The organism is Streptomyces sp. NPDC003027 (assembly GCF_053591435.1).
In genome coordinates this window covers 48,666-74,949 of record NZ_JBSFTU010000015.1, presented here as the reverse complement: position 1 = coordinate 74,949, position 26,284 = coordinate 48,666, and the positions used below count along the sequence as shown (strand labels likewise).

The window sequence follows — 26,284 nt, the reverse complement described above, 5'->3', positions numbered from 1 at the left end:
CTCCGACTCCTGGGGGTCCTGTCATGAGTCCTGTCCTCATCGCCGTGGTGGGCATCGGCGTACTCGTCGTTCTGCTCGCCCTCGTCGTCGTCACGCGCTACAAGGTCGCGGGGCCCAGCGAGGCGTTCATCATCACCGGCCGGCGCGGCAAGCAGGCCACCGACCCCTCGACGGGCCGGGTGTTCACCGACAACAGCGGCCAGAAGGTGGTCGTCGGTGGGGGCGTGTTCGTCGTCCCGTTCGTGCAGCAGAAGTTCACCCTCGACCTCTCCAGCCGGCACATCCCGGTCGCGGTGCGCGGCGCCGTCACCCTGCGCGGGGTCAAGGCGAACCTCGAAGGCGTCGCGATCGTCAAGGTCGGCGGCAACGAGGACTCGATCCGGGCCGCGGCCCAGCGCTTCCTGATGCAGCAGGACGGCATCGTCGGCTTCACGCAGGAGGTGCTGTCCGGAGCGCTGAGGTCGATCGTGGGCCGGATGTCGGTCGAGGACATCATCCGCGACCGGGCCGCGTTCGCCGGACAGGTCGCGGAGGAGGCCGAGGCGTCCCTGTCCGGGCAGGGGCTGGTGCTCGACGCGTTCCAGATCCAGGACATCACCACCGAGGGCTCCTACCTGGAGGACCTCGGCCGGCCCGAGGCCGCGCGGGCCAAGCAGGAGGCGGACATCGCCGAGGCCGTCGCCCGGCGCGCCGCCGAGCAGGCCCGGCTCAAGGCGGAGGAGGAGATCGCCATCGCGCAGCGGACCCTCTACCTGAAGCAGGCCGAGATCAAGGCGCAGACGGACGAGGCCGCCGCCCAGGCGAACGCCGCGGGTCCGCTCGCCGAGGCCGACCGTCAGCAGCAGATCCTCGCCGAGCAGGAGAAGGTCGCCGAGCGGCAGGCCGCGCTGACCGACCGCCAGCTCGACACGCAGGTCCGCAAGCCCGCCGATGCCGCCCGTTACCAGGCCGAGCAGGAGGCCGAGGCACGCCGCATCGCCCTGGTCAAGCAGGCCGAGGCGGACGCCCAGCGCTCCCGCCTCACCGGCGAGGGCGAGAAGGCCCACCGCGCGGCGCTCGCCGACGCCGTGCGCATCGAGGGCGAGGCCGAGGCCGCCGCCATCGCCGCCCGGGGCTCCGCCGAGGCGGAGGCCATGCGGAAGAAGGCCGACGCCTTCGCCCAGTACGGCGACGCGGCCGTCCTCCAGATGCTCGTCGAGGTGCTTCCCCAGGTGGTCGCCAAGGCGTCCGAGCCGCTGTCGGCCATCGACAAGATGACCGTCATCTCCACCGACGGCGCCGGCCAGTTGTCCCGTACCGTCGCCGACAACGTCGCCCAGGGCATGGAACTCCTCAGCTCTACCACCGGAGTGGACCTCGCGGCCCTGCTCCAGGGCATGACACGGCAGAAGGGATCGGCCCCGGCCGGGGCGCCTTCGGACGACGGAGCCATCCGGATCACCGACTAGATCGGGAACAGCGACGAGGCGGAACGCCACTGGGGGGTGCGAGCATGCCGCGGAACGAGGGTCCGCCCGCGCACATGGTCGTCTGCGGGGACGACGGGCTGGCGCGCCGGCTGGCCGCCGAACTCCGCGACGTCTACCGCCGGCGCGTCGTCCTCGTCGTACCGAGCGAGCAGGCCGAGGGGACGGCGGGAACCGACGTGCCGGGCCTGTCCCGCGCGGCCGGCCTGATGAGCCGGTTCGGCACGGCCGCGGCGGGGACGGCGCCGGACGGCACGGGCGGCGGGGCGCCTCCGCTCGTACGGGAAGTCCTCTCCTCCTCCCCCAGCGAGCGGGCGCTCCTGCGGGCCGACGTGGGCGAGGCGGCGGCGCTGGCCCTGCTGTACGAGGACGACGAGACCAACCTCAGGGCCGCGCTCGCCGCCCGTCGCCTGAACCCCGGCCTGCGGCTCGTGGTCCGCATGTACAACCGCAAGCTCGGGGTGCACCTGGAGGAACTCCTCGACCAGGTCGCCCTGGTGGGCACGCCCGGCATCGACCGCACGCGGCTCGACGCCTCCACCACCGTCCTCTCCGACGCGGACACCGCCGCACCCGCGCTCGCGGCCACGGCCGTCGCGGGGACGAGCAAGGTCGTCCAGGCCGACGGGCTGCTGCTGCGCGCCGCCGAGAGGACACCGTCCGGCCGGGGGGAAGTACCGGACTCCGGCCTGTGCACGCTGGCCCTCCTGTCGTCCACCACCACGGACCCGGCGGGTGCGGAGGGCTCGGACGGCAGCGGCGCGCAGGGCCCCGAACTCCTGCCCGACGACCTCACCGTGGCGGGCGCCACCGGGCGCGGAACCGTCGTCCTGGAGACCGTGCGGTACGCGGGGCCGGCCGTGCCCACGCGGCGGCTGTCCCGTCGGGGCGCGCCCCTCGGCGAACTCTTCTCGAGCCGCCTGCGGTGGGCCCTGGCCGGCATCGTCGCCTCGGTGCTCGCCCTGAGCGTGGCCGCCACGGTCGCCACCGACGCCGATCCGGTGCACGCCGCGTACCTCACGCTGCTCGACCTGTTCTCGATCGGCGACCCGGCCGTGGGCGAACCCCTCCCCCGCCAGGTCCTCCAGCTCCTGTCCGGCCTCGTCGGCCTGGCCCTGCTGCCTCTCCTCATCGCGGCCGGGTTGGAGGCGCTGGGCACCTTCCGGGGCGTCGGCGCCCTGCGGCGCCCGCCCCGCGGCCTGTCCGGCCACGTCGTCCTGCTCGGTCTTGGCAAGATCGGCACCCGTGTCCTGTCCCGGCTCCGCGAGCTCGACATTCCCGTGGTGTGCGTGGAGGAGGACCCCGACGCCCGCGGGGTCCCGCTCGCCCGGAGCCTCGGAGTCCCCGTCGTCCTCGGGGATGTCACCGAGGAGGGCGTCCTGGAATCCGCCAAGATCCGCCGGGCCCACGCCCTGCTCGCCCTCACCAGCTCCGACACCACCAACCTGGAGGCCACGCTCTACGCCCGCGGCGTCCAGCCCGACCTGCGTGTCGCCCTGCGGCTCTACGACGACGACTTCGCCACCGCCGTCCACCGCACCCTGCGCACGGCCCACCCCGACGCCCTCACCCGCAGCCGCAGCGTCTCCCACCTCGCCGCGCCGGCCTTCGCGGGCGCGATGATGGGCCGCCAGATCCTGGGCGCCATCCCGGTCGAACGCCGGGTCCTGCTCTTCGCGGCCGTGGACGTGGCGGACAACCCCTTCCTCGCGGACCGCACCGTCGCCGAAGCCTTCCGCCCCGGCGCCTGGCGCGTCCTCGCGCTCGACACGGCCACCCCCACCACCCGCCGCCCCGACCTCGCCGCCGGCCACCGGACCGGGGAGGACCCCCAGCTCCTGTGGGACCTCCACCCCGGCTACGTCCTGCGCCGCGAGGACCGTGTCGTCGTCGCCGCCACCCGCCGCGGCCTCGCCGAACTCCTCGGCTCCCCGTCCGTCGTCGCCGAGGGTGCCCGCCGGCCGCGCGTACGCCCCGGACACGTCCCTGGTGCGATCGACGGCGTCCGCGGGGCAGCGCCGCGCGCCGGCCCGCCGACCGTGTAGGCGTACGGCTCTCAGTCGTGTCGTCCGCGTGCCGACGTCCACACCGTTCCGCGTGCTTCGTACTCCAGCATCTCCTCCAGGCCGAGAGCGGCGTCGACGCCCAGCTCCCGGCGCACCAGCCACAGCGCGAGGTCGAGGCCGGAGGTGACGCCTCCGGCTGTCACCAGGTCGCCGTCGTCGACGACACGGGCGTTCTTCAACACACCGCCCTGCCGCTGAAGGTCGGCGCGCGCCCGGTGGTGGGTGGTGCAGGGCCGCCCGCGGGTCAGCCCGGCGGCGGAGAGCAGCATCACGCCGGTGCACAGGGCGCTGATGGTCAGCCCCGGGCGGGGCGCGTGGGCCAGGGCCCTGGGAAGCGCGCCACGCCGGATCTCGGCCCACACGCCCGGGTCCTCCCGGCGCGCGTATCCGCCGCCGGGCACGACCAGGACGTCCGCCTCCTCGGGAGCCCAGCGGTGGTCGACGCGGATCGTGGTCCCGAAGGCCGCCCTCACGGTGGGCGTGCCGTCCAGCGTGACGTAACGGACGTCGACCTGGCGGTCGGTGAAGTAGTCGGCGGCGGAGAGGAGTTCGTAGGGGGCGGTGAGGTCGAGCTCCTCCACGCCGTCGAACAGGACGACGTGGACGCGGAGGGGTCTCGTCCGGCGGGGGGCCGCTGCCGGGGCGGCCTCCTGCGCGGCGGTGGTCGCGTGTGCGGGGGTGGTCGCGCCGGCCGCGAGGGACGCGGCGCCGAGCGCGGTGGTCGTGCGCAGCAGAGTTCGGCGGTTCATGTCTGTTCGGTGCTCCTCTTCTCATGGGGACGGGGTGAAGGGGACGTCGTGGCCCGATGTGCGGCGGGGCAGGCTCCGTCGTCCGGGACGGCGAGGGGCGAAGGTCGCGCCGAGCCGCTACGCGCGCCAGACGGTGCCACGGCGCTCGTACTCGAGGACCTCCTCGGCGAACACCGCGGTCTCCGGGCCGAAGAACCGTTCCAGCAGCCACAGTCCGAGGTCGATTCCGGAGGTCACCCCGCCGCAGGTCACCAGGTCGCCGTCGTCGACGACCCGGCCGCCGACCACCCGGCCGCCCTGCGCCTTGAGGTCGTCCTTGGCGATGTGGTGCGTGGTGCAGGGACGCCCCGCCGTGATCCCGGCCGCGGACAGGAGCATCGTGCCGCTGCACACCGCGCCCAGGACGAGGCCGCGCCGCCGTGCCGCCGCGAGCGCCCGGGGCAGCACGCCCCGCCGGACCTCCCGTTCGAGACCGGAGCCCTCGCCGTATCCAGCTCCCGGAACCACGATCAGGTCGGCCGAGCGGGGGGACCAGGGGGCACGGCAGACGATCTCCATACCGGCCGCGGTCGTCACGGTGCCGGGCCCGTCGACGGTGACGAAGGACTGCGCGACGCGGTCCTCCCCGGCGATCCCGAAGACCTCGATGTGGCCGGCGAAGTCCTGTTCCTCCACACCGTCGTACAACACGGTGTGCACGCGCAGCGGTGCGCGGTGCGGACGCGCCGGCGCCGGCGCCGGGTCGGTCTCCCTCGCGTGGGCCGTGCCGACCGTGAGGTACGAAAGGCCGGTACCGGCCGCGACGGCGGCGCCGGAGCGGAGCAGGCCGCGCCTGGGCATACGGGACAAGGGGTCCTCCGTGAAGACGTGAACCGTGCCCCGTGCGTAGCCCGTCGAGGGCCGCCGGGGCGAAGACGCGTTCAGTCTTCCGGCGGGCGGGCAGCGCCGACAGTGGCGCTTATGCCCGAGGTGCGCAACATACGGCCAGGGCGACGGCCGTCGGCGGTGTCACCCGCGGAAGGCCGCCCGGTACGCGGACGGGGTGGTGCCGACCTGGCGGGCGAAGTGATGGCGGAACGTCTCCACGGATCCGAATCCGGTGTCCTCGGCGACCCGCCGCATCGGCAGGTCGGTGCTCTCCAGGAGTTCCCGCGCGCGCTGGAGGCGCTGGGCGAGGAGCCAGCGGAGCGGCGTGGTCCCCGTCTGGGCGCGGAAGTGCCGTGCGAGGCTCCGGCGGCTCATCATCGCGTGGGCGGCGATGTCGGCGATCGACAGCGGCTCGTTCAGCTTGTCCCTCATCCACCGCATGGTGTCGCCGAGGTCGGCCGAGTCGCATTCCGGGGCGGGGTACTGGATGAACTGCGCCTGCCCCCCGGCTCGTTGCGGAGGCATGACCATCATGCGGGCGACCTCCGCCGCCAGGACCGCGCCGTGGTCGCGGCGCACCAGGTGCAGGCACAGGTCGAGCCCCGCGGCGATGCCCGCCGAGGTCAGGACCTGGCCCTCGTCCACGAAGAGCACCGACGGGTCGACCCGGGTACGGGGGAACTGCTCGGCCAGCGAGTCCGCGAACCTCCAGTGCGTCGTCGCCCTGCGCCCCTCCAGCAGTCCGGCGCGGGCGAGCACGAAGGCTCCCGTACAGATGGACGCCACGCGCGCGCCCGCGGCCGCCGCCTCGCGCAGCAGTCCGACCGCGCGCGGGTCGGGGATCTGCTCGGCCGGGACGCCGGGGACGATGACGGTGTCGGCGTCACGGGCGTCCTCCCACCGGTACGGGGACGACAGCTGGAAGGGTTGCGCGGGTCCCGCCGACGCCGTGACGTCGCGGTCGGTGCACACGCGTACGTCATACGCGGGGGATCCGTCCGGGTGGGCCGCGAACGCGAACACCTGGCAGGGGATGGCCAGATCGAAGGCCGACACATCATCGAGCGCGAGGACCGCAACCACATGCATACGGCCAGACCCTAAGGGACCGGTCCGCCCCGCCCCTCACTCGGGCGCCTCGGCGGTACGGGAGAAGGTGCCCTCGATCTCGTCGAGGATGCGGGCCGCCTCCAGGAGGGCGGTGCCGTGGACGGGCCACTCCCCGGGGTGGTCGAAAGGGCCGTTCCGCGCCATGGTCGCCACCTCCTCGTAGCGGCGTGCGGCCTCGTCGAGGCAGGCGCGCAGCTGGTCCGGATCCTCCGGTCCGTGGGGCGGGCCGAGGCGTTCGAGCGCTGCGGCGGTGCCGTGCAGCAGCTGCGCGTACGAGGGGAGGAAGTCCGCCGACACGGACGCCTGCGGTGTGCGGGACGGTCCGGAGGGCGAGGCGGAAGCCTCCGGTTCGTACGCAAGCGCCCGGGCGATGGACCGGATGTGGGTGGCTATGCGCTCGACCATGCTGATCGTCTCGTGACAGCGCTGCAGCGCCTCCTCGGCGCTGCTCCACCGGCGCCGGGGATTGAGCTTGGTGTTCTCGTGTTCTCTGTCGAGCACCGCGCGCGCGTGCTTCGCCTGGGCGGCCAGCTCTTCACAGCGGCGGGGCCAGTCCTCCCGCTCGCTCTCCTCGGTGGTCCTGCCCTCGGCGGTGCGCGCCAGGGTGCGGAGCAGGCTCTGGGCCCGGGCGGCCAGGTCCTCGACCCGTTGCTGGGCGGTGTCCGTGTGGGGCGAGGGGGCGATCGCCAGGTGCGCGACGAGTCCGCAGCACACGCCGATGGTGGCGGAGCCGACGAGGTGCCCGATGTAGTCGATCCGTCCGCCGCCGCCGACGAAGGCGAAGAGCGCCACGACCGGAACCTGGGTCGCCTGGTGTCCCAGCAGGTCCAGGCGGGCCACGAGCAGGGCGGTGAAGACCAGGACGCCCAGGCTCCACACGTGGACGCCGGCGGTGCTGCCGAACGCCGCCGCCACGGCGGTCCCGATCGCCATGGCGCCGAGGTACTGCGCCGAGTCCCACAGCGACCGGTAGACCGTGGACTGCAGGGCGAGCAGCGCGGTGAACGGGGCGAACGCGGTGACGTTCGAGGGCAGCAGCCACGAGGACAGGCACCAGGCGACGGTGGCGGCGGCGGCTCCTTTGAGCAGCAGGAGCATCCCGTCGCGCGCGTCGCCGGGCCCGCGTACCGCACCGGTCACGAAGTCCCGCGCGCTCAGCAGGCGGCTTCGGCACCAGGCCCTCGCCCTGGCCGTCGGGTCGGACACACCTCTCCCTGTCTTCGTCGCAGCCCTGCCCGCCCCCCGGGAGGGGGGGCCGGCAAGGAAGACGATCAGCTTTCCGGTTCCTCGTGCGGAGCTCGCGTACCCCTTTTGCGGGCGTGTACGTCCCTGTCGTGCGGGCGCCGCGGGGCGGAGGACCGGCCCCGGCCCCGGCCCCGGCCGCCTTACGGTCCGGCTAGACGATCGCGCCGAGTGCGATCTCGGTGGCGCGGGCGATGAGGGCGTCGACGCGTTCGGCGTCCTTGGTGTCGCGGCGGGAGAGGACGGCGAGGGTGATCGGTGCGGCGCCGGGCCGCCAGAGGACGGCGATGTCGTTGCGGGTGCCGTAGCCGCCCGAGCCGGTCTTGTCGCCGACCTGCCAGCCGTCGGGGACGCCGGCGCGGATGGTGTGGTCGCCGGTGGTGTTGCGCTTGAGCCAGTCGGTCAGGACGGCTCGCTTCTCCGCGGGGAGCGTGTCGCCGAGGACGTAGGCGCGCAGGTCGGTGGCGAGGGCGCGGGGCGTGCTGGTGTCGCGGGGGTCGCCGGGGGTGCCTTCGCTGAGGGCCACTTCGTAGCGGTCGCACCGCGTGACCCGGTCGCCGAGGCCGCGCAGGGCGTCCTGCAGACCCCGGGGGCCGCCGAGCTCGCGGAAGAGGAGGTTGGCCGCGGCGTTGTCGCTGTAGCGGATCGTGGCGTCGCACAGTTCGCGCAGGGTCATTCCGGTGGCGACATGCCGCTCGGTGACCGGTGAGTGGCTGACGAGCTCCTCGGGGCCGTACCGCACGAGCCGGTCGAGCTGCCGCAGGGAGTTCCTCTCCAGCATGGCGCCGGCGAGCAGCGCCTTGCAGGTGGAGGCGTAGGCGAAACGCTCGTCGGGGCGGTGGACGACGGTGCGGCCGCTGCCGGTGTCGAGCGCGTAGACGCCCAGCCGGGCGTCGAACTTCCTCTCCAGTTCGCCGAACGCGCGCTGCGTACGAGGATCGGCGGGCGTCGACGAGGAGGGCTTGGAGGCGGGTGGCGTCGGGCCCGAGGGGGTCGGGGCGGCGGCGTCCGGGGTGGCCGCGCATCCGGGGAGGGGCAGCGCCGCGAGTCCGGCCAGGGTGGCGAGTACGGCACGACGGGAGGCAAGGGTCCGGGTGTGCATGGTGTGCGGGCTTTCTCGTGTGGGGTTCGTACGGAGTGGTCGCATCGCCGCACGCGCGGCCGGTCGTCGGCGGACCGGCGGGCGGGCGTCGGCAGAGCGGCGGGCGGTCGTAGGCAGACCGGCGGGCGGCCGGTCCTCAGGCGCACCGGGGGCGGCCGTCCTCAGGCGCACCGGCGGGCGGCCGGTCCTCAGGCGCACCGGGGGCCACGACGCGAGAGGGGCAGCGGTTGCCGTCAGCGGGCCAGGTTGCTCAGGAAGCGCGCGGCGACCGGACCGGCGTCGGCGCCACCGGAACCGCCGTCCTCCAGGAGCACCGCCCACGCGAGGTCAAAGTCGCCCTGGTAGCCGATCATCCAGGCGTGGGTGCGCGGCGGGGTCTCGGTGCCGAATTCGGCGGTTCCGGTCTTCGCGTGGGGCCGGCCGGGCAGGCCCTTCAGGGCCTGGGCGGACCCGGAGGTCACGGTGGCGCGCATCAGTTCGCGGAGCCGGCCGGTCACGCCGGCATCGAGCGCCACCGGGGCCCGGACTTCTTCTTCACCGCGTCCGGCACCAGCACCGGCTGGTGGAACGTTCCGTTGTTGACGGTGGCCGCGACCGATGCCATCACCAGCGGTGAGACCTGAACGCGTGCCTGGCCGATGGTCGCGGCGGCCTTGTCGTTGTCGCTCGTCGTGACGGGGACGCTGCCGTCGTACGTGCTCGTGCCCACGTCCCAGCTGCCGCCGATGCCGAACGCCTGGGCCGCGTCGCGCAGGTCGGTGTCGGAGAGCCGGCCGCGTGCGTTGACGAAGTAGGTGTTGCAGGACCGCGCGAAGACGTCCTCGAACGTCGAGCCGGCCGGAAGGTCGAACTGGCCCTGGTTCTCGAAGCGCTCTCCGTCGACCTGGGCGAACTTCGGGCAGACCGCGGGGTCTTCGGGTCGTACGCCGCCCTTCAGGAGAGCCGCCGCTGTGACGACCTTGAAGACGGAACCGGGCGGGTAGCGCCCTTCGAGGGCGCGGTTGAACCCGGCGGGCCGGTTGGCGGCGGCGAGGATGTGGCCGTTGCGCGGGTCGACGGCGACGATGGCCGCGTTGTCCTCGACCCCGGTCAGGGCCTTGGCGGCCGCCTGCTGGACGCGGGGGTCGATGGTGGTGCGCACGGGGCGGCCCTGGGGCTTCGGAGCCTCGGTGAGGTTCTTGACGGCGCGCCCGCTCGCCCGGTCCGCGACCACCAGGGTCTTCTTCACCTTCGCCCCACCGGACAGGATGTCGTCGTAGCGGGCCTCCAGGCCGGACGCGCCTTTGCCGCTGGCGGGGTCGACGGTGCCGACGAGACTGTCCGCCCGGAGCGGGGCGCCGTGGGTGTCGAGCACCTTCGCCCTGTCGTCGCCGCTCACGAGCGCGAGTGTCTGTCCCGGTTTCAGCTCCGGATGGATCATCGGCGAGGTGAACTCGACCTGCCACGCGCCGGCTGTGCGGATCATCCGCGCCCGCGACTGCCAGGTGACGTCGCCGGCGCCCGGGATCGCCATGTCCACGGTGAAGGGGAAGTGCACTTCGCCTTCGTTCTTCTTCTGCCCCTCGCCCTCGGCGATGGTCGTCCTGGAGGGCTTGAGGTTGGTCAGCACCGACGTGAGGAGCGAGGCGGCGGCGTCGGGCGTGTCGGTGTGCGCCGCCGCCTTCCCAGGGTCGTGCCCGGCCCATGCGGTGAGGAACGCGGTGAGGGGCTTGCGGGCGGCGGTCACATGCGGATCCTCCTGCGGATCACCGCCCCAGAGGCTGAAGGCGGCGTACCCGCCTCCGGCCACCACGAGCAGGGCCACGCCGATGGCGAGCGGCCGCCGCTTGCGCCGCGACCGCCGGTGCGGGGCGGGACTGTTCCAGCTGTCGGTGTACGTCACGGTGCTCTCCGTTCACGGTCGGGGTGCCGCCGGATCCGGCGCGGTCGCCCTGGCCCCGGAGTCAAGCCCGCCCGGCTCCCGTATGTCGAATACGATCTCGGCATCACGGTGATTCGTACGATGTATCGCTGCACGTCAGGAGAGGCAGAGTGCTGACGGAACGGCATCTGGAAATCTTCGTCGCGCTGGCGGAGGAGGAACACTTCGGAGCCGCGGCGCAGCGGGTCGGCATCACCCAGCCGCCCCTCTCGCAGGGCCTGCGGCGGCTGGAGGCACTGCTCGGCGTGCGCCTGTTCGACCGTGAGCGAGGAGTGTCCCTCACCGAGGAGGGGACCCTGCTGCTTCCGCACGCCCGCAGAGCCCTGGCCGCACTGGCGCAACTCCGTGAGACCGGCGCCCGCGAGCACGCCGACGGCTGTCGGCTGCGGCTGGGTCTTGCGCCCGAGGTGCCGGCGCCCCTCGCGGCCGACGTGGCGGCCGCGCCGGTCCGGGCCGGCGAACGGAGCCGGATCGGCATGGTGACGGCGCCGACCGCCGCGCTGCTCGGTGACGTCGCGGCCGGGCGGCTCGACATCGCCGTGATCCGCCATCCCTCCGTACTCCACGGTCTCGCCGCGGGTCGGGTGATCCTGCTGCCGACCTGGATCCTGGCACCCGCCGGTCGCGGGGGCGCCGGTGACACGCTGCCGCCGGGCCTGCCCGTCGCCGTACGTCCGCGCGCCGAGGCACCCGCCGCCCACGACCTCTTCATCGACACCCTGGCCAGCCGTGGCCGCCGGGTGGAGACCGTGGCGGTCTCCGATGAGCGCGCCGGTCTCGCCCTGGTGGCGGCCGGTCAGGCGGTGCTGGTCACGGCGGACGACACCCTGACGGCCTCCGGGGTCGAGCGGCGGACGGCGGCGGACCCGCCGCTCCCCCTGCGGCTGAGGGTCGCCTGGGACCCGAGACGGCCGGGTTCGAAGGAGACCGCCGAGACGGCGCGGCTGCTCGAGGACGCTCTGGCCCGGAAGGCGGCACCGTGAGCGGCAGGAGGACCGGCGGCGGCGTGGAGCGGACCATCCGCGGCATGTTCGACGACGCGGGCGTCCGCGGCTGGCTGCACGTGGCGGAGCTCCACCGCCCGTCGGCACAGGTGACCGTCGATCCCGGCGAACGGCTGCCCATGGGCTCGGTCTACAAGCTTCCTCTGATGGTCGCCTTCTGCCGGCTCGCGGACGCGGGACTGATCGATCCGCGTCGCCGGCTGACGCTGGAGCCGGACGAGCGCGTGCCCGGCCCGACCGGGATCTCGATCCTGCACGACCCGGTCACCCTGTCGCTGCGCGACATGGTGGTCCTGATGATGACCATCTCGGACAACACCTCGGCCCACGCCGTGCTCCGCGAGGTCGGCCCGGACGTCGTCGACGCCATGTGCCGCGACCTGGGCATGCCCGACACCCATGTCCACGGCGGCGTCGTCAGCACGTTCAGCCGACTGCTCGCCGACACGGGCGCCCCCTCGCTGGACGCGGCCCTGGCACACGTGGCCGACAACGACACCGTCGCGCCCCCGGGCGTGTACGACCCGGCGTTCAAGGCGTCCACCACGCCGGCGGACATGGCGCGGCTGCTGCGCGCGATCTGGACCGGACAGGCCGCCTCCGCCGACCGCTGCGCCTTCATGCGGGACGTGATGCGCAAGCAGCCGTGGGCGCATCGGCTGGGCTCCGGATTCCCCTACGACGACGTCACCGTCTACGGCAAGACCGGCACCTTCGGTGCGATGCGCCACGAGGCGGGTGTCGTCGAACTCGCGGACGGCAGCGCCTACACCGCCGTGGTCTTCACCCAGGCCGCCCGGTCCGACACCAAGCTCCCGCGCGCCGACGCGGTGATCGGCGCCGCGGCGCGTGCCGCCGTGGAGGAACTACGGGGGCGCCAGGGCACCTGACGGGCCTGCGCCGTCCGAGCCGTGAAGCGGAGAGCCACGCCATGCCTCCTTGGCCCGCTCCTTCCGTACGCCGGACAAGGCGTGCACGCCCGAGCCCGTGTGCCGCTGAGGGTAGGGTCACGAGGACGGGAGGACCTGTGCGGAGGAGGAACGACACGTGAAGCGGCCGACGATGGCGGACATCGCACGCCGCGCCGGAGTGTCCAAGGTGGCCGTCTCCTATGCCCTCAACGACCAGCCCGGGGTCTCCGACACGACACGGGCCTCGATCAAGGCCATCGCGGAGGAGCTCGGCTGGCGCCCCAACAGCGCCGCGCGGGCGCTCAGCGGAGCCCGTGCCCAGGCGGTCGGACTCGTCGTACGGCGACCGGCGTCCACCCTCGGCACGGAACCCTTCTTCATGGAGTTCATCAGTGGGATCGAGAGCGTCCTCTCCGACCGCTCGTACGCGCTGATGCTGCAGATGGTCGACGGTGAGGAGCGCGAGCTCGACATCTACCGCCGCTGGTGGGGAGAGCGCCGGGTGGACGGCGTGTTCCTGGTCGACCTGCGCACGGACGACCCGCGGGTGCCCGCCATCGAGGCCCTCGGCCTGCCCGCCGTCGTCATCGGCCCGCCGCACACCTCGGGCTCCCTGCCCGCCGTGTGGTCGGACGACGGGGAGAGCGTACGCGAGACGGTGCGGTACCTGACGACGCTCGGCCACCGGCGCATCGCGCGAGTGGCCGGGCCCGAGGGATTCGCGCACACCGCCGTCCGGGACGCCGCTCTGCGCGAGGGCTGCGCGGAGGCCGGGCTGCCCGAGCCCGAGATCGTCCATACCGACTACACCGGTGACCAAGGGGCTCGCGCCGCCCGCCGGTTGCTCATCGCCGCCGAGCGCCCCACCGCGATGATCTTCGACAACGACATCATGGCGGTGGCGGCGCTCTCCGTGGCCCAGGAACTCGGCCTCCGCATTCCCGCCGAACTGTCCATCGTCGCCTGGGACGAGTCCCCGCTCACCCAGGTCGTCCGGCCGCCGCTGTCCGCCCTCGCCCGCGACATCCCGGCGTACGGGGCCGACGCGGCCCGGGCCCTGCTCGCGCTCATCGCGGACGAGGACGTCGACGACGTGCGGGAGGAGTACGCGCGGTTCGTGCCGCGCGGCAGCACCTCCGCTCCGTCGGCCTGACCCGCCCGCCGGCCCGAGACTCCTCGGCGGGGCTGAGCCGCCCTCAGGCGGAGGAGGTGTCCGCTACTTCGTGGCCCCCTGCGCGAAGCCGTTGTAGATCCACCGCTGGAGCAGCAGGAACACGGCGAGCGTCGGCAGGATGACGAGAATCACGCCCGCCGAGATGGCCTCCCAGTGCGCGCCGAAAGGCCCCTTGAAGCGGAACAGCGCGGTGGAGATGGTCCCGAGGTCCTCCGAGTGCATATAGAGGAAGGGGATGTAGAAGTCGTTGTAGGTGGTGATGCCCTTGATGATGACGACGGTGGCGATCGCCGGCTTGAGGAGCGGAAGGATGATCTTCCGGTAGATCGTGAACGCGTTGGCGCCGTCGAGGCGGGCGGCTTCGTCCAGCGAGGTGGGGATGGAGCGGATGAACTGCAGGAAGATGTACACGGAGACGATGTCCGTGCCCATGTAGAGCAGGATCGGGGCCCAGCGTGTGTCCACCAGGCCGAAGCTGTTGACGACCTGGAACGTCGCGACCTGGGTGGTCACTCCGGGCACGAGGGTGGCGACGAGGAAGAGCGCCATGACGAGCTTCTTCGCCCGGAAGTCGAAGCGGTCGACCGCGTACGCCGTCATCGAGCCGATGACCACGGTGCCGCCGATGGAGAAGAACAGGATGAAGGCGGTGTTGCCGAAGGCGGCGAGCATGTTGCCGTCGGTGAACGCCGTGACGTAGTTCTCGACGTTCAGCCAGTCGCCCGGCAGCGACAGCGCTCCGCCGCGGGAGAGCTCCTCGGACGTCTTGAGGGAGGTGAGGAGGACGACGGCCAGGGGCAGCAGGACGACCGCAGCCGCGGCGAGCAACGACAGATAGGTCAGCGCGGTCCCGACAGGCAGGGGGCGGCGGCGAGTTGCCGGGGCCAGGGGCTTCGGGCCCAGGGGCTTCAGGTCCGGGGTCATACGAGGTCCACCTTGTCGTCGGGCACGAGCCGGCGCTGGATCCAGGTGATCAGCAGGATGATCGCGAGCAGGACCACGGCCGCGGCCGAGGCCAGACCGGTCTTGTTGAACTGGAAGGCGAGCTTGACCGTCTGGATGACGAAGGTCGACGTGCCGGTCGCACCGCCGGTCATGATGTAGGGGATCTCGAACACGGACAGGGAGCCGGAGATCGCCAGGATGACGCTGAGGCTGAGTACGGGCTTGATGCTCGGGGCGATGATGTGGCGGAACTGCTGCCACTTGCCGGCGCCGTCCAGCTGAGCCGCCTCGTAGAGCTCGCCGGGGATGGACTGGATGGCGCCCAGGAAGAGGACGAAGTTCAGACCCGTGAAGCGCCAGACCGACACGCCGGCCAGGGAGACGTTGGCTGACGTGGGGTCACCGAGCCAGGCGCGGTCCGTGGTCACGCCGAGCCAGGTCAGTACGGAGTCCAGGGTTCCGCCGTCCTGGAAGAAGTAGAGGAAGACGAAGCCGATCGCGACGCCGTTGATGAGGTAGGGGAAGAAGAGGATCCCCTTGAAGAAGTTGCGGAACCTGAGATCGAAGCTCAGGACCGCGGCGAAGTAGAGAGCGACGCCGATCTGGAACACCGATGCGGCGAGGTAGTAGCCGCTGACGAAGAAGACCCGGAAGAGCTCGGGACGGGTGAAGATCTGGACGTAGTTGTCCACACCCGTGAAATCCCGGTCCGGGCTCACTCCGTCCCAGTCGGTGAAGCTGTAGGAGATCATGCTCGCCACGGGCACATAGGTGAAGGTGATCAACAGTGCCAGCGGCGTCGCCAGGAAGAGCCAGGGTGTGGCCCGCCGGAGCGGAGAGTGGCGCCAGGAGCGCGCCCGAGTGCCTGTGCCGCCTCGGGGCTTCACCGGCGGGACGCCCGTCGCGGGACCCGTCGCGGCGTTTGCCGCCAGGTGAGAGGCGCGGGGCGCCTGGGCCCGGCAGGAGGCGGGAGGTGTCTCGGCCCGCGAGGGGGCGCGAGGTGTCTCGACCCGGGCGGAGGAGGGAGGTTTCTCGGTCATGTCGGCCTTTCGTGTCCGCGGCTGCGGGAGGTCGGGGGCCCCGGCCGGTGTCGCGCGGCCGGGGCCCCGCTCCGCCGGTGTCAGGAGCCGGCGGTCTTCGCCGCCTCGTCCCACCTCTTGTTCAGGTCGGCGAAGAAGTCCTGGAGGCTGCCCTGCTGGGCTCCGCGCGCGGTGTCGATGAGCTTCTGCCGGTAGTCGGGCTTGTTCAGGCCGATCTCGGCGGCGTTGTCGATGTCGTTGACCGTGGCGGTCTCGGCCTCGGAGCGCTCCACGAAGGTGACATCGTTGTCAACGTAATCCTTGAGCGTCGCCGGCATGGGAGCCGACTTCACGGCGGGCACCGCGCCCTCCCGCTCCGAGTAACCGGACTTCTCGGTGAACCAGTCGATCCAGGCGCGTGCCGCGGACTTGTTCTCGGAGTAGGCGCTGACGGCCTGCTGGTAGTCGGAGACCAGGGTGGCGCAGAACGCGCTGCCCTTCTGGACGGGGAAGGGCATGAAGCCTATGTCGGCCGGCGAGCGTCCGGCCTCCTTCGCCGCACCCCGCATCTGCGTGATCGACCAGGAGCCCACCATCATCGCGCCGATCCGGCCCTCGGCGAGCAGGGCCTTGGAGGTCTCCCAGTTCGTGGTGGTGGGGTCCTTCTCGGCAAGCCCCTGCCGCACCACGTCGTGTATCAGCGTGTCGATCACGTGGAGCTCGCCGCCCGCCTTCCAGGGGGAGACCGGGCCGGCCAGCCTGTCGGTCGCCTTCGCGTCGCAGGTCACGGAGCCGACGTTCGAGGTCCACTGGACCAGCGGCCAGCCGTCCTTGAAGTTCGTGTAGTAAGGCACGGCATCCGTCTTGTCCTTGATCACCTTCAGGGCGGCCGTGAACTCCTGCGGGGACTTCGGCCACGCGGTGATCCCGGCCTTCTTCCACAGCGCCTTGTTGTAGACGAAGCCGTTGGCGGTGCCGAACTGGGCGATACCGTAGACCTTGCCTCCCACCGCGGTCTTGTCGCTGAAGCGGTACTTCTCCGACAGTTCGGCGGTCGCCCCGAGAGGGGCGAAGAACTTCGGGTAGTCGTTCTTGGCGATCGCCGCGGGAATCATCAGCACGTCACCGTACGTCTTGGTGTTCATACGGATCTTCACCTCCCCCTCGTAGTCGGTGATCCCCTCGAACCTCACCTTCACCTTGGGGTAGGTCTTGTTGAAGGCCGCCGCGTACCCCTTCATCGTGCCGTTCTGGACGAGGTCGGTCCGATGCGTCAGGACCTTGATCTCTCCGGAGACCTCGTTCGGGTCCGCGGGCGCCGTCGCGGTCTCGCCGGACGCGGCGCCCCCGCCACCGCATGCCGCCACGATCAGCATCGTGACGGTGAGAAGCACGCCCGTGAGCGCCTTCGTCTTCCCCATGTGCCCAACTCCTTCAGGGTTACGGCTCAGGTCAAAGTGGGATGTCGGCACTATGACAGCAGCGTGTGAACCGGTAAAGCTCTGGATTCCCCCACGATGCCCAATCGTTATCAGAGGGTTGCAGTCACAGCCGCCGAGCGCTCAATTCGACACCTCCCTGTGAACAGTGCGTGACTGAACCGAGCTTTACCGGTTCATAGACAGCCGCCGTGCGTACGGCTAGGTTGACCGGGTCGTATACGCACCGCCGGTAGGCAGGCGATTGGAGCCGCACACATGAAGGACGTCACCCAGCTGACCGAGGGCTGGAGCCTGCGCCACGGGGACGCGCTGCTCCCGGCTCGCGTCCCCGGCTGCGTCCACACCGATCTGCTCGCCGCGCAGGTCATACCCGACCCCTTCATCGGCCGGAACGAGAACGAGATCGCGTGGGTCGGCCGTCAGGCGTGGTCCTATGTCACCGAGTTGGCCCACGGCAGCACGCACGAGCGCACCGACCTGGTCTTCGAGGGGCTGGACACCGCGGCGGAGATCGCCCTGGCCGGTGATGTCCTCGGCAGCACGCGCAACATGCACCGGGCCCATCGCTTCGACGTCACGGGCCGCACGGGCGCTCTGGAGGTCCGCTTCGACTCGGCGTACGAGGAGGCCGAGCGTGTCCGCGCGCTCACCGGCGACCGCCCGAACGTCTATCCCGAGCCCTTCCAGTACATCCGCAAGATGGCCTGCGCCTTCGGCTGGGACTGGGGCCCCACCGTCGTGACGGCGGGCATGTGGCGCCCGGTGCGCCTGGAGCACTGGTCGACCGCCCGGCTGGCCCAGGTCCGTCCGCTGGTCACGGTCGACGGCGCGACCGGTCATGTCGAGCTCCGGCTCCGCACCGAACGCACCGAGCGCGGCACCGGCCGCACGCTCACCGTCAGGGCCACCGTCCGGGAAGCGGCGATCCTTTCGAAGACGCCGGGCGCCTCCGACGGGGCGGCGGCCACGACGGGAACCCAAGTCCCGGCGGGATCACGGGCCTTCGAGGTCGGCGCGCAAGCCCAGGTCTCCTTCGAGGGCGAGGAGGCCGTGCTGCGGCTGGAGGTGCCGGAGCCGCGACTGTGGTGGCCGCGCGGCTACGGCGACCAGCCCCTGTACGAGCTCGACGTGACGCTCCTCGACGACGAGGAGCAGCCGCTCGACGTCTGGCGCCGCCGGATCGGCTTCCGTACCGTCGAACTCGACCGATCGGCGGACGAGCGGGGAACCGGCTGCACCTTCGTCGTGAACGGTGTACGGATCTTCGCGCGCGGGGTCAACTGGATCCCGGACGACGTACTGCCCTCGCGCGTCACCCCCGAGCGCTACCGGACCCGGCTCGCCCAGGCCGCCGGGGCCAACATCGATCTGGTCCGCGTCTGGGGCGGCGGCATCTACGAGGACGACGCCTTCTACGACGTCTGCGACGAGCTCGGCCTCATGGTGTGGCAGGACTTCCTCTTCGCCTGCGCCGCCTACCCCGAGGAACAGCCGCTGCGCGGCGAAGTCGAGGCGGAGGCGCGTGACAACGTTGTCCGCCTCATGCCGCATCCCAGTCTGGTCCTCTGGAACGGCAACAACGAGAACCTGTGGGGCTTCCGCGACTGGGGCTGGGAAGCCCCGCTCTCGGGCGACTCCTGGGGCGAGGGGTACTACCTCGGTGTGCTGCCGCGGATCGTCGGTGAGCTGGACCCGACGCGCCCGTACACGGCGGGCAGCCCGTGGTCGGGTTCCTGGGACCACCACCCCAACGACACCCGTCACGGAACCCACCACTCCTGGGAGGTGTGGAACCGTCAGGACTACGCCGAGTACCGGGCGAGCGTCCCCCGCTTCGTCGCCGAGTTCGGCTGGCAGGCGCCCCCGGCCCTCGCGACGCTGCACCGCGCCCTGCCCGGCGAGCGGCTCGCCCCGGACTCCCCCGGCATGCTGCACCACCAGAAGGCCGAGGACGGCAACGGCAAGCTGGACCGCGGCATCGCCCGGCACTTCCGGCTCCCTCAGTCCGACTTCGACCGCTGGCACTACCTGGCGCAGGTGGTGCAGGCCCGGGCCGTGGCGGCGGGCATCGAACACTGGCGGGCGAACTGGCCGGTGTGCGCCGGCACGGTGGTGTGGCAGCTCAACGACTGCTGGCCGGCCAGCTCATGGGCCGCGATCGACGGCGACGGCCGTCTCAAGCCGCTGTACCACGAAGTGCGGCGGGTGTACGCGGACCGGCTGCTCACCCTGCTGCCGGGCGAGGACGGACCCGTACTCGCCGTGGACAACCAGTCCGGCGCCCCCTGGCACGCGGCGGTCACCCTGCGGCGGTGCGAGGCGGGCGGAACCGTTCTGGTTGAGGCGGTGGTCGAGGTCGAGGCCGAGCCGCGCTCGGTCGTCAGACCGACGCTCCCCCCGGAGCTGCTGCCCGCCCCGGATTCCGCCGAGGAGTTCCTCGTCGCCGACGCCGACGGGCTCCGCGCGGTGCACTTCCCGGTCCCCGACAGGGAGTTCGCCTACCCGCCGGCACGGTACGAGGTCCGCCTGGAGCCCGTCCCCGGGCGGAGCGAGGCCGTCGACGTGGTGGTGACGGCGGAGACCCTGGTGAGGGACCTCCTCCTCCAGTCCGACCGGCTCGGCCCCGCGGCGAGCGCGGACCGAGGTCTGCTCACGCTGCTCCCCGGCGAGGAGGCCAGGATCCGGGTGAGCGGCTGCGCGGGCGTCGGCGTCGAGCAGGTCCGCGCGGCTCTGTTCAGCGTGGACCCGGCGTGAGCACCCACGCCCCTCGCGTCACCATCAACGACGTCGCCGCGCGGGCCGGTGTGTCCAAGGGCGCCGTCTCGATGGCGTTCAACAACCGCCCGGGGGTGTCCCGGGCGACGCGGGAGCGGATCTTCGAGGCCGCCCGGGAGCTGGGCTGGGCTCCGCACCAGACCGCGCGGAGTCTGTCCGGCCGGCGGGCGGGCATCGTCGGGCTGGCCATCTGCCGCCCGGCCCGGTTGCTCGGTCTCGAACCCTTCTACATGGAGTTCATCTCAGGCATCGAAAGCGTTCTGACGGAGCGTTCGTGCTCCCTGCTTCTCCGTCTGGTACGGGATTTGGACGAGGAGATCGCCCTGTACGAGGAGTGGTGGCGGGGCAAGACGATCGGTGGGGCGATCCTGGTCGACTTCCACCAGGACGATCCCCGGATCCCGCCGCTGCGGGCGCTGGGGCTGCCCGCGGTCGCCGTCGGGCATCCGTCGCTGACCGGCGGGTTCCCCTCGGTGTGGACGGACGACGCCACGGCCGCCGCGGACGCGGTGCGGTATCTGGCGGCGCTGGGCCACCGGCGTATCGCACGCGTGGGCGGTCCCGCGGGGCTCGGGCACAGCGGAATCCGGGCCAGGGCGTTCGAGGCGACCATGGCGGAGCTCGGCCTCGACGGCCGCCGCCAGGTGTCGACCGGCTTCGCCGGCGAGGAGGGTGCCCGAGCGACCCGCGGGCTGCTGCTGGCCCGCGACCGCCCGACCGCGATCGTGTACGACAACGACATCATGGCCGTCGCGGGAGCCGCCGTGGCATCCGAGATGGGGCTCGTGGTGCCGGACGACGTGTCGCTGCTGGCCTGGGACGACTCGCAGTTGTGCCGGCTCACGCACCCCCCTCTGTCGGCCATGAGCCATGACGTGCACCGCTTCGGCGAGGAGGTCGCCCGCGCGCTCTTCGAGGTGATCGAGGGCACGCGGAGCGGGGCGCTCCAGGTTCCGACGCCGTCGCTGACGCCGCGAGGCTCCACGGGGCCGCCCCGTCGGCCGTAGGACGCACGGCGAGGGGCCGTACCTCCTTGGTGGAGGTACGGCCCCTCGTCTTCCGCCCGGCGGCCGCCCGCCGCCTTGCGTCGGGCCCAGCGCCCGACGACCTACCGCCGGGCGGGGGCGAGTCCCCGTCGGCACATCCAGCGCAGGTGCTCGACGGCGGTGGCCCCCTTGCCCCCGGCGTGGTCGCCGAAGGGCCACTCCCTGAGGTCCTTCTCCCCCGCGTAGTTGCGGAAGGCCGCGAGGACGGTGGACGGCGGGCAGACCGGATCCATCAGGCCGGCGCTGAACAACGCGGGAGCCGTGGCACGGCGGGCGAAGTGCGTGCCGTCGAAGTACCCGAGAGTGGTGAAGGCCCGCTCCGCCCCGTAGGGGGCATGGTGACGCAGGTAGTCGACGAGTTCGGTGTACGGTCCCTCCGTCGCCGTCTCGGCGCCGCGCCGGATGTGGCAGAGGAACGGCACGTCGGTCAGGGCTCCCGCGACACGGTCGCCGACGAGTCCGGCGACGGCCAGGGTGAGTCCACCGCCCTGGCCGGCGCCCTGGACCACGATCCGCTCCGGGTCGACGTGGGGGATCGCGCGGGCGGCGTCGACCGCACGGACGCAGTCGGTGACGAGACGTCGGTAGTAGTGGGCGTAGGGCGTCTCGATTCCCCTGGTCATGTACCCGTGCACCCAGTGGGTTCCGCTGTCCGGGTGCGGGTCGGGAGTGTCGTGCCCCTGGCCGCGGCTGTCGACGACGAGGTGGGCGTAGCCGGCGGAGGCGTACAGGAGATGGTCGGTGGCCAAGCCGCGTCCACAGCTGTATCCGAGGTACGTGACCACCGTCGGCAGGGGTTCCTCGGCCTCCGAGGGGACGAGGAGCCACGCGGCGACGGGCTGGCCGGCCCAGCCGGCGAACCTCACGTCGTACGTGTCGAGGGTGGTCAGGGGCGAGTCGTACGCGGGCCGGATCTCCGGATCGCCGCCGGCCTGCCGGGCTGTCCCCAGGGTCTCGGTCCAGAAGGTGTCGAAGTCCGCCGGCTCCCAGGGGAGTTCGGCGGCTCGGGTGGCCGGACGGTCCAGGGGCATGTCGGTGTACGGCACGGGAGGCTCCTCGGAATGCGGGCCGGCCGAGCCCTCCCGGGGGCCGGCCGGCTGTGTTCAGTGGTGCGCGTCGGCCTCCCACCGGCGAGGACAACGCCGGGTGGGAGGCCACCGGTGCCCCGCTGCGCGGGGGCGGGGCCGGGTCAGCCCTTGGCGCAGGTGGCGCCGTTGAGGGTGAAGGTGGCGGGGACTGCGTTGCCACCGGTGGACGAGGCGCTGAGCCCGAAGCTCACGGTGCCGCCGGCCGGGATGGTCTCGGTCCAGGTCTCGTGCGTGGCGCGTACCTGGTTGCCCTCCTGGACGACCCTGGCGTTCCAGGCAGAGTTCACCGTTTGACCGTCCGGGAAGGCGAAGTCGAGCCGCCAGCCCTTGATGGCCTGGGTGCCGGTGTTGCGGATGGTGATGTGGGCGTTGAAGCCGCTGCCCCAGTCCTGCAGCTGGTAGCCGACGGCGCAGGTTCCGGCGGAATGACCGCCCGGGGTCGTCACGGTGGCGCCCGCCGAGCGCGGGGAGCGGTTGCCGGCGGCGTCACGGGCGTAGACGGCGAAGGTGTACGCCGTGGAGGGGGTCAGACCGGTGAGCAGGGCGCTCGTACGCGGGGTGGTGGTGACGGGGGTCTCCGCCGGTCCGTCGACGCGGACGATGTCGTAACCGGTGACGCCGGTGTCGTCGGTGGCGGCGGCCCAGGTCAGCCGGGCCCCGGTGGTGGTCACCTCGGAGACGGTGGGCGTGCCAGGGGCGGTCGGCGGCCGGGTGTCACCTCCTCCGGTCCCGCCGTAGACGCTGGCCTCGCGGGAGGTCTGCCTGATGCCGTCGGCGCCGTCGAAGAGACGCCGCCCCCAGGGCGTGAGCCGGCTCGCGTCGAAGTCGGTGGCCAGGTCGAGGTACTCGACGCCGCCGCCGTTGCCGCTCCACGACCAGCCCAGATAGCCGATGTCCAGCTGCCGGGCGGTGGCCATGATGGCGTCCTCGTCCGGATTGCCGTCAGAGTGGTCGTTGCCGAACTCCCCTATGACGATGGGTAGTCTGCGGCTCACGAAGCTGTTGAGGTAGTCCCGGACCTCGGTGGCGGTGTCGTACACGCCGTACATGTGGACGGAGAAGACGGTGTTGCGGTCCGGGTCGGCGGCGAGGACGCCCGGTGCGTCGGTCCGCATGGTGTTCGACCAGTCCTGGCCCCAGTTGGGGGCGTCCACCATGAGGGTGTGGTCGAAGCCGGCGGTGCGCAGACGCGTGACGGCGTCCTTGGTGTCCTGCGCCCAGGCGCTGTAACCGGTGTTGCCGTGGGGCTCGTTGCCGAGGTTGATGACGACGTACTTCTCCTGCCCCTTGACCGCTCCGGCGACCTCCAGCCAGTAGTCGGCCGCCCTGGAGAGGGACACGGCCCCGCTCTGCTCGCCGTAGCCGGTGGTGTCGTGGGCCTCCAGGACGCAGACCAGCTTGTTGGCCTTGCACTGCGTGACGACGTTCGCGACGTCGGCGGCGTCGTTCTTCGTCCATCGGTCGCCCGTGCTGAGCACGACCCGCGCCGAGTTGGCTCCGAGCGCCTTGAGGTCGGCGAGGGCCCGGCCGGTCGTGCCGGGGTACCAGGTGTGCGCGTGATTGACGCCGCGGAAGACGAAGTCCTCACCGTTGGCGTCGAGGAGCCGGCCGTCGGCGACATGGAAGCCTGTGGCGGACGCGTCCGCCGCGTGGGCCGCGGAGGGCGCGGTGAGCATCGTGGCGGCGACGGCGAGCAGCGCTCCCGCCGCGGTGGCCAGTTTCCTGTTCATGTGTGGTGCTCCCAACTCGGTCGCGCGCATGCCGCGGGCACGTGGTCCGGGGCGTGCGGGCTTGCCTGACATGGAGGGTGCGGTGCTGCCGGCCCTGTGGAGCGGCGCGTGAACGACGCGGAGAGGAGCCGGTGAATTTCCCGCTGCCTGGTGTGTTGCTGCGGCTCTCACCGAGCAGCGGGAGGAATATCGGCCGAATCGGGGGATCGGATATCCCCTCGTTGTGATGGCGCGGTGGATTCGACAACCGCCCGGCGACCGGTCATGAGGCTAGAGGGGTGGGAGGCTGAAAAACAATAGCTTCGACCTAACCGGTTAAGTTCAGTGGATCGTTCCGTCCCGCGGTCGGATGACGTCCATCCCGACGGTGGCGCGGAAAACCGTCCCCTCCCCCGTCAGCGAGACCTCCTCGGCGGCGGGGACGTAGACGGAGCGGCCGGGCCCGAACCGCAACGCGCCCTCGGCCGAGGTCAGCCGCGCCTCGCCTTCCGTGCACAGCACGATCTGCGGCGCGCCGGCGGAGAGCGGGCGCGCCGGCCCGGCCGCGCGGAGCCGGAACCGCGACAGCCGGAAGTCGTCGACGGGGGCCGGATAGACCTGCTCGCCCGCCTCTTCCCGGGGGGTGAGGACTCGGGTGGGAAGGGCGGTGAAGCGGACGACACGCGCCAGCTCGGCCGCGTCGACGTGTTTGGACGTCAGCCCGCACCGCAGGACGTTGTCGGAGCTCGCCATGATCTCCACTCCGAGGCCGGAGAGGTACGCGTGAGGGATGCCCGCGCCGAGGAACAGAGCCTCTCCCGGCCGTAGTTCGACCCGGCGCAGCATCAGGGCGGGCAGCAGTCCGGGATCATCGGGGTGCGCCCGAGCCGTCTCCGCGTAGGCGAGGAAGTCCGCCTGGTACGCGCCGACGCGCGCGGCGGCCGCCGTGACGGCCTCGGTGACGGCGGTGAGGAGACCGGTGGGCGGGTGGAGGAAGGCGGTGAAGACCTCCGCGAGGGCGGCCTCCTCCCGTTCGGTGCGCAGGGCCTCCGCGTAAGGACGCAGTGCGGCTATGCGCAGGGCGTCCAGCAGGTCGGCGCACCGCTGGGGCGTCCGGAAGCCGCACAGCCCGTGGAACGGGGTGAGGGCGACGATCATCTCGGGTTTGTGATGGTCGTCCCGGTAGGTGCGGTGCGGGGCGTCCAGGGGCACCCCCAGGGCGTTCTCCCGGGCGAAGCCCGCCTGTGCCTGGGCGAGGTCGGGGTGGACCTGGACGGAGAGCGGGGCGTCGGCGGCCAGCAGCTTGAGCAGGAACGGCAGCCGGGGCCCGAACCGGCGCAGGGTGGGGGCGCCGAGTTCCGCCGCCGGGTCCGAGCCGATGACCCGGTCCAGGGGGCGCGGTCCGTGGGCACGGTCGACCCGGGACGGCGCGGCTGGATGGGCTCCCATCCACAGCTCGGCCTGGGGTTCGCCGGTGGGTGGCGTTCCCATGAGCCGCGGGATCGCGGTGGTGGAGCCCCAGGCGTACGGCTGGACGGTGTTGGAGAGAAGGTCCACGAACTCTTCCTGGGTGGCGGGTTTACGAAGAAGTGCGGGGGGCGGGGCCGCCGGTGGCCCCGGTGCGCGCGCGTGGCAGGCCGGCCGAGGCGGCGCCGGTCGCGGCGGCCCCGATCAGCCCGGCGTCGAGTGCGAGTGCCGCGGGCACGACCGGCACGTCCCTGGTGAAGTCCAGGACCGCGTAGTCGGCCAGATGGCGGCGGAGGGGGCCGAAGAGCGTCTCCCCGGACTGCGCGACGCCGCCGCCGACGACCACGAGGTCGAGTTCGACCAGGGCGGTCGTGGCCGCGATGGCCGCCGCCAAGGCCCGTCCGGCGCGGTCGAAGGCGGCACGGGCCCTCGGATCGCCCGCCCGCGCGGCGGACTCGACCGCCGCGGCCGTCGGTGCCACACCGGGAGGCGGGGTCCATCCGGCCTCCAGGGCGTGGGCGGCGATGGCGGTGCCGCTGGCGAAGCGCTCCACGCAACCGCGGGCGCCGCAGGGGCAGAGCGGGCCGTCCTGGTCCACTGCGATGTGACCGATGTGGCCGGCGTTCCCGGTGGTTCCCGTGTGCGGCGAGCCGTTGAGGATCAGTCCGCCGCCCACGCCCGTGGAGACCACCATGCACAGCGCGTTGTCCACCCCCTTGGCCGCTCCCGTCCAGTGCTCGGCCGCGGCCATCGCCACGGCGTCGCCGACGAGGACGGGTCTGATTCCGGTCGGCACCGCCGGGTGCTCTCGGACCCGGTCCACGAGCGGGAAGCGACGCCAGGCCGGGATGTTGACCGGGCTGACCGTGCCCGCGACGGTGTCGACGGGCCCCGCGCTGCCGATGCCCAGGCAGGACAGGGAAGCCCACTCAGGGTGGCCCGCCAGCTCGTCCAGGACCAGCGACACCACGGCCATGAGCTCCCGCGCGGAGCCGTGCGCGGGGGTGGCTCGCTGGGACCGGACCACCAGACGGCCGTCGCCGTCGACAAGGGCTCCGGCGATTTTCGTGCCCCCGATGTCGAGTGCTCCGTACACCATCGCGTTCAGCCTTTCGGTAGCGGTGGACAGGGGATGCGACGGCAACTCTGCACAGCTTTGACAACGTTGTCTAGTAAACTGG

Annotated in this window: 21 protein-coding genes; 7 read left to right on the top strand and 14 right to left on the bottom strand. The window is 72.3% G+C overall.

What is annotated here, in order from left to right:
• Window positions 1-23: 23 nt before the first annotated feature.
• Window positions 24-1,448, top strand: a complete 1,425-nt coding sequence (locus ACWDX6_RS13690) for a flotillin family protein (protein ID WP_451485110.1) — start codon at window positions 24-26, stop codon at window positions 1,446-1,448.
• A 74-nt stretch (window positions 1,449-1,522) separates the two neighbouring features.
• Complete coding sequence (locus ACWDX6_RS13685) at window positions 1,523-3,511, top strand: potassium channel family protein (protein WP_451485172.1); 1,989 nt, start codon at window positions 1,523-1,525, stop codon at window positions 3,509-3,511.
• An 11-nt stretch (window positions 3,512-3,522) separates the two neighbouring features.
• Here ACWDX6_RS13685 and ACWDX6_RS13680 read toward each other — a convergent pair whose 3' ends face one another.
• The 7 genes from ACWDX6_RS13680 to ACWDX6_RS13650 all read right to left on the bottom strand — a co-directional run bounded on the left by ACWDX6_RS13680 (window position 3,523) and on the right by ACWDX6_RS13650 (window position 10,484).
• Complete coding sequence (locus tag ACWDX6_RS13680) at window positions 3,523-4,281, bottom strand: DJ-1/PfpI family protein (protein WP_451485109.1); 759 nt, start codon at window positions 4,279-4,281, stop codon at window positions 3,523-3,525.
• 117 nt (window positions 4,282-4,398) lie between these two features.
• A complete protein-coding gene (locus ACWDX6_RS13675) occupies window positions 4,399-5,121 on the bottom strand; it encodes a DJ-1/PfpI family protein (protein WP_451485171.1) in 723 nt (240 codons plus the stop codon).
• Between the two features lie 168 nt (window positions 5,122-5,289).
• Complete coding sequence (locus ACWDX6_RS13670) at window positions 5,290-6,237, bottom strand: GlxA family transcriptional regulator (protein WP_451485108.1); 948 nt, start codon at window positions 6,235-6,237, stop codon at window positions 5,290-5,292.
• 36 nt (window positions 6,238-6,273) lie between these two features.
• Window positions 6,274-7,464 (bottom strand): aromatic acid exporter family protein, encoded by a 1,191-nt coding sequence (locus ACWDX6_RS13665; RefSeq protein ID WP_451485107.1) that lies wholly within the window; start codon window positions 7,462-7,464, stop codon window positions 6,274-6,276.
• Window positions 7,465-7,654: 190 nt separating this feature from the next.
• Window positions 7,655-8,602 (bottom strand): class A beta-lactamase, encoded by a 948-nt coding sequence (bla, locus tag ACWDX6_RS13660; RefSeq protein ID WP_451485106.1) that lies wholly within the window; start codon window positions 8,600-8,602, stop codon window positions 7,655-7,657.
• Window positions 8,603-8,835: 233 nt separating this feature from the next.
• Window positions 8,836-9,117: a penicillin-binding transpeptidase domain-containing protein gene (locus tag ACWDX6_RS13655; protein WP_451485105.1), complete on the bottom strand. Its 282-nt coding sequence runs from the start codon at window positions 9,115-9,117 to the stop codon at window positions 8,836-8,838.
• Window positions 9,096-10,484 (bottom strand): penicillin-binding transpeptidase domain-containing protein, encoded by a 1,389-nt coding sequence (locus tag ACWDX6_RS13650; RefSeq protein ID WP_451485104.1) that lies wholly within the window; start codon window positions 10,482-10,484, stop codon window positions 9,096-9,098. The genes ACWDX6_RS13655 and ACWDX6_RS13650 overlap by 22 nt, the downstream gene beginning before the upstream one ends.
• Window positions 10,485-10,633: 149 nt before the next feature.
• Here ACWDX6_RS13650 and ACWDX6_RS13645 point away from each other — a divergent pair, with 149 nt between their 5' ends.
• The 3 genes from ACWDX6_RS13645 to ACWDX6_RS13635 all read left to right on the top strand — a co-directional run bounded on the left by ACWDX6_RS13645 (window position 10,634) and on the right by ACWDX6_RS13635 (window position 13,591).
• Window positions 10,634-11,506, top strand: a complete 873-nt coding sequence (locus ACWDX6_RS13645; RefSeq protein ID WP_451485103.1) for a LysR family transcriptional regulator — start codon at window positions 10,634-10,636, stop codon at window positions 11,504-11,506.
• Window positions 11,503-12,417 (top strand): serine hydrolase, encoded by a 915-nt coding sequence (locus ACWDX6_RS13640; protein WP_451485102.1) that lies wholly within the window; start codon window positions 11,503-11,505, stop codon window positions 12,415-12,417. The genes ACWDX6_RS13645 and ACWDX6_RS13640 overlap by 4 nt, the downstream gene beginning before the upstream one ends.
• 157 nt (window positions 12,418-12,574) lie before the next feature.
• Window positions 12,575-13,591: a LacI family DNA-binding transcriptional regulator gene (locus ACWDX6_RS13635; protein ID WP_451485101.1), complete on the top strand. Its 1,017-nt coding sequence runs from the start codon at window positions 12,575-12,577 to the stop codon at window positions 13,589-13,591.
• Window positions 13,592-13,654: 63 nt separating this feature from the next.
• Here ACWDX6_RS13635 and ACWDX6_RS13630 read toward each other — a convergent pair whose 3' ends face one another.
• The 3 genes from ACWDX6_RS13630 to ACWDX6_RS13620 form a co-directional block, all read right to left on the bottom strand.
• Window positions 13,655-14,536 (bottom strand): carbohydrate ABC transporter permease, encoded by an 882-nt coding sequence (locus tag ACWDX6_RS13630; protein ID WP_451485100.1) that lies wholly within the window; start codon window positions 14,534-14,536, stop codon window positions 13,655-13,657.
• Window positions 14,533-15,444, bottom strand: coding sequence for a carbohydrate ABC transporter permease (locus ACWDX6_RS13625; protein WP_451485170.1), 912 nt, complete (start codon window positions 15,442-15,444; stop codon window positions 14,533-14,535). The genes ACWDX6_RS13630 and ACWDX6_RS13625 overlap by 4 nt, the downstream gene beginning before the upstream one ends.
• A gap of 233 nt (window positions 15,445-15,677) precedes the next feature.
• Complete coding sequence (locus tag ACWDX6_RS13620) at window positions 15,678-16,997, bottom strand: ABC transporter substrate-binding protein (RefSeq protein ID WP_451485099.1); 1,320 nt, start codon at window positions 16,995-16,997, stop codon at window positions 15,678-15,680.
• A gap of 276 nt (window positions 16,998-17,273) precedes the next feature.
• Between ACWDX6_RS13620 and ACWDX6_RS13615 the strand changes: the two genes are divergently transcribed.
• Together ACWDX6_RS13615 and ACWDX6_RS13610 are read left to right on the top strand one after the other, a co-directional pair.
• Window positions 17,274-19,772, top strand: a complete 2,499-nt coding sequence (locus tag ACWDX6_RS13615; RefSeq protein ID WP_451485098.1) for a glycoside hydrolase family 2 protein — start codon at window positions 17,274-17,276, stop codon at window positions 19,770-19,772.
• Window positions 19,769-20,800 carry a LacI family DNA-binding transcriptional regulator gene (locus ACWDX6_RS13610; RefSeq protein WP_451485097.1) on the top strand — a complete coding sequence of 344 codons (1,032 nt, stop codon included), beginning with the start codon at window positions 19,769-19,771 and terminating at the stop codon, window positions 20,798-20,800. Before ACWDX6_RS13615 ends, ACWDX6_RS13610 begins: the two co-directional genes overlap by 4 nt.
• Before the next feature lie 101 nt (window positions 20,801-20,901).
• Here the strand turns inward: ACWDX6_RS13610 and ACWDX6_RS13605 are convergent, their stop codons facing one another.
• The 4 genes from ACWDX6_RS13605 to ACWDX6_RS13590 form a co-directional block, all read right to left on the bottom strand.
• Complete coding sequence (locus ACWDX6_RS13605) at window positions 20,902-21,885, bottom strand: acetylxylan esterase (RefSeq protein ID WP_451485096.1); 984 nt, start codon at window positions 21,883-21,885, stop codon at window positions 20,902-20,904.
• A 143-nt stretch (window positions 21,886-22,028) separates the two neighbouring features.
• Window positions 22,029-23,657, bottom strand: a complete 1,629-nt coding sequence (locus ACWDX6_RS13600; protein WP_451485095.1) for a cellulase family glycosylhydrolase — start codon at window positions 23,655-23,657, stop codon at window positions 22,029-22,031.
• A gap of 321 nt (window positions 23,658-23,978) precedes the next feature.
• Window positions 23,979-25,193 (bottom strand): mannose-6-phosphate isomerase, class I, encoded by a 1,215-nt coding sequence (gene manA / locus ACWDX6_RS13595; protein WP_451485094.1) that lies wholly within the window; start codon window positions 25,191-25,193, stop codon window positions 23,979-23,981.
• Window positions 25,194-25,215: 22 nt separating this feature from the next.
• A complete protein-coding gene (locus ACWDX6_RS13590; protein ID WP_451485093.1) occupies window positions 25,216-26,202 on the bottom strand; it encodes an ROK family protein in 987 nt (328 codons plus the stop codon).
• Between the last annotated feature and the right edge of the window lie 82 nt (window positions 26,203-26,284).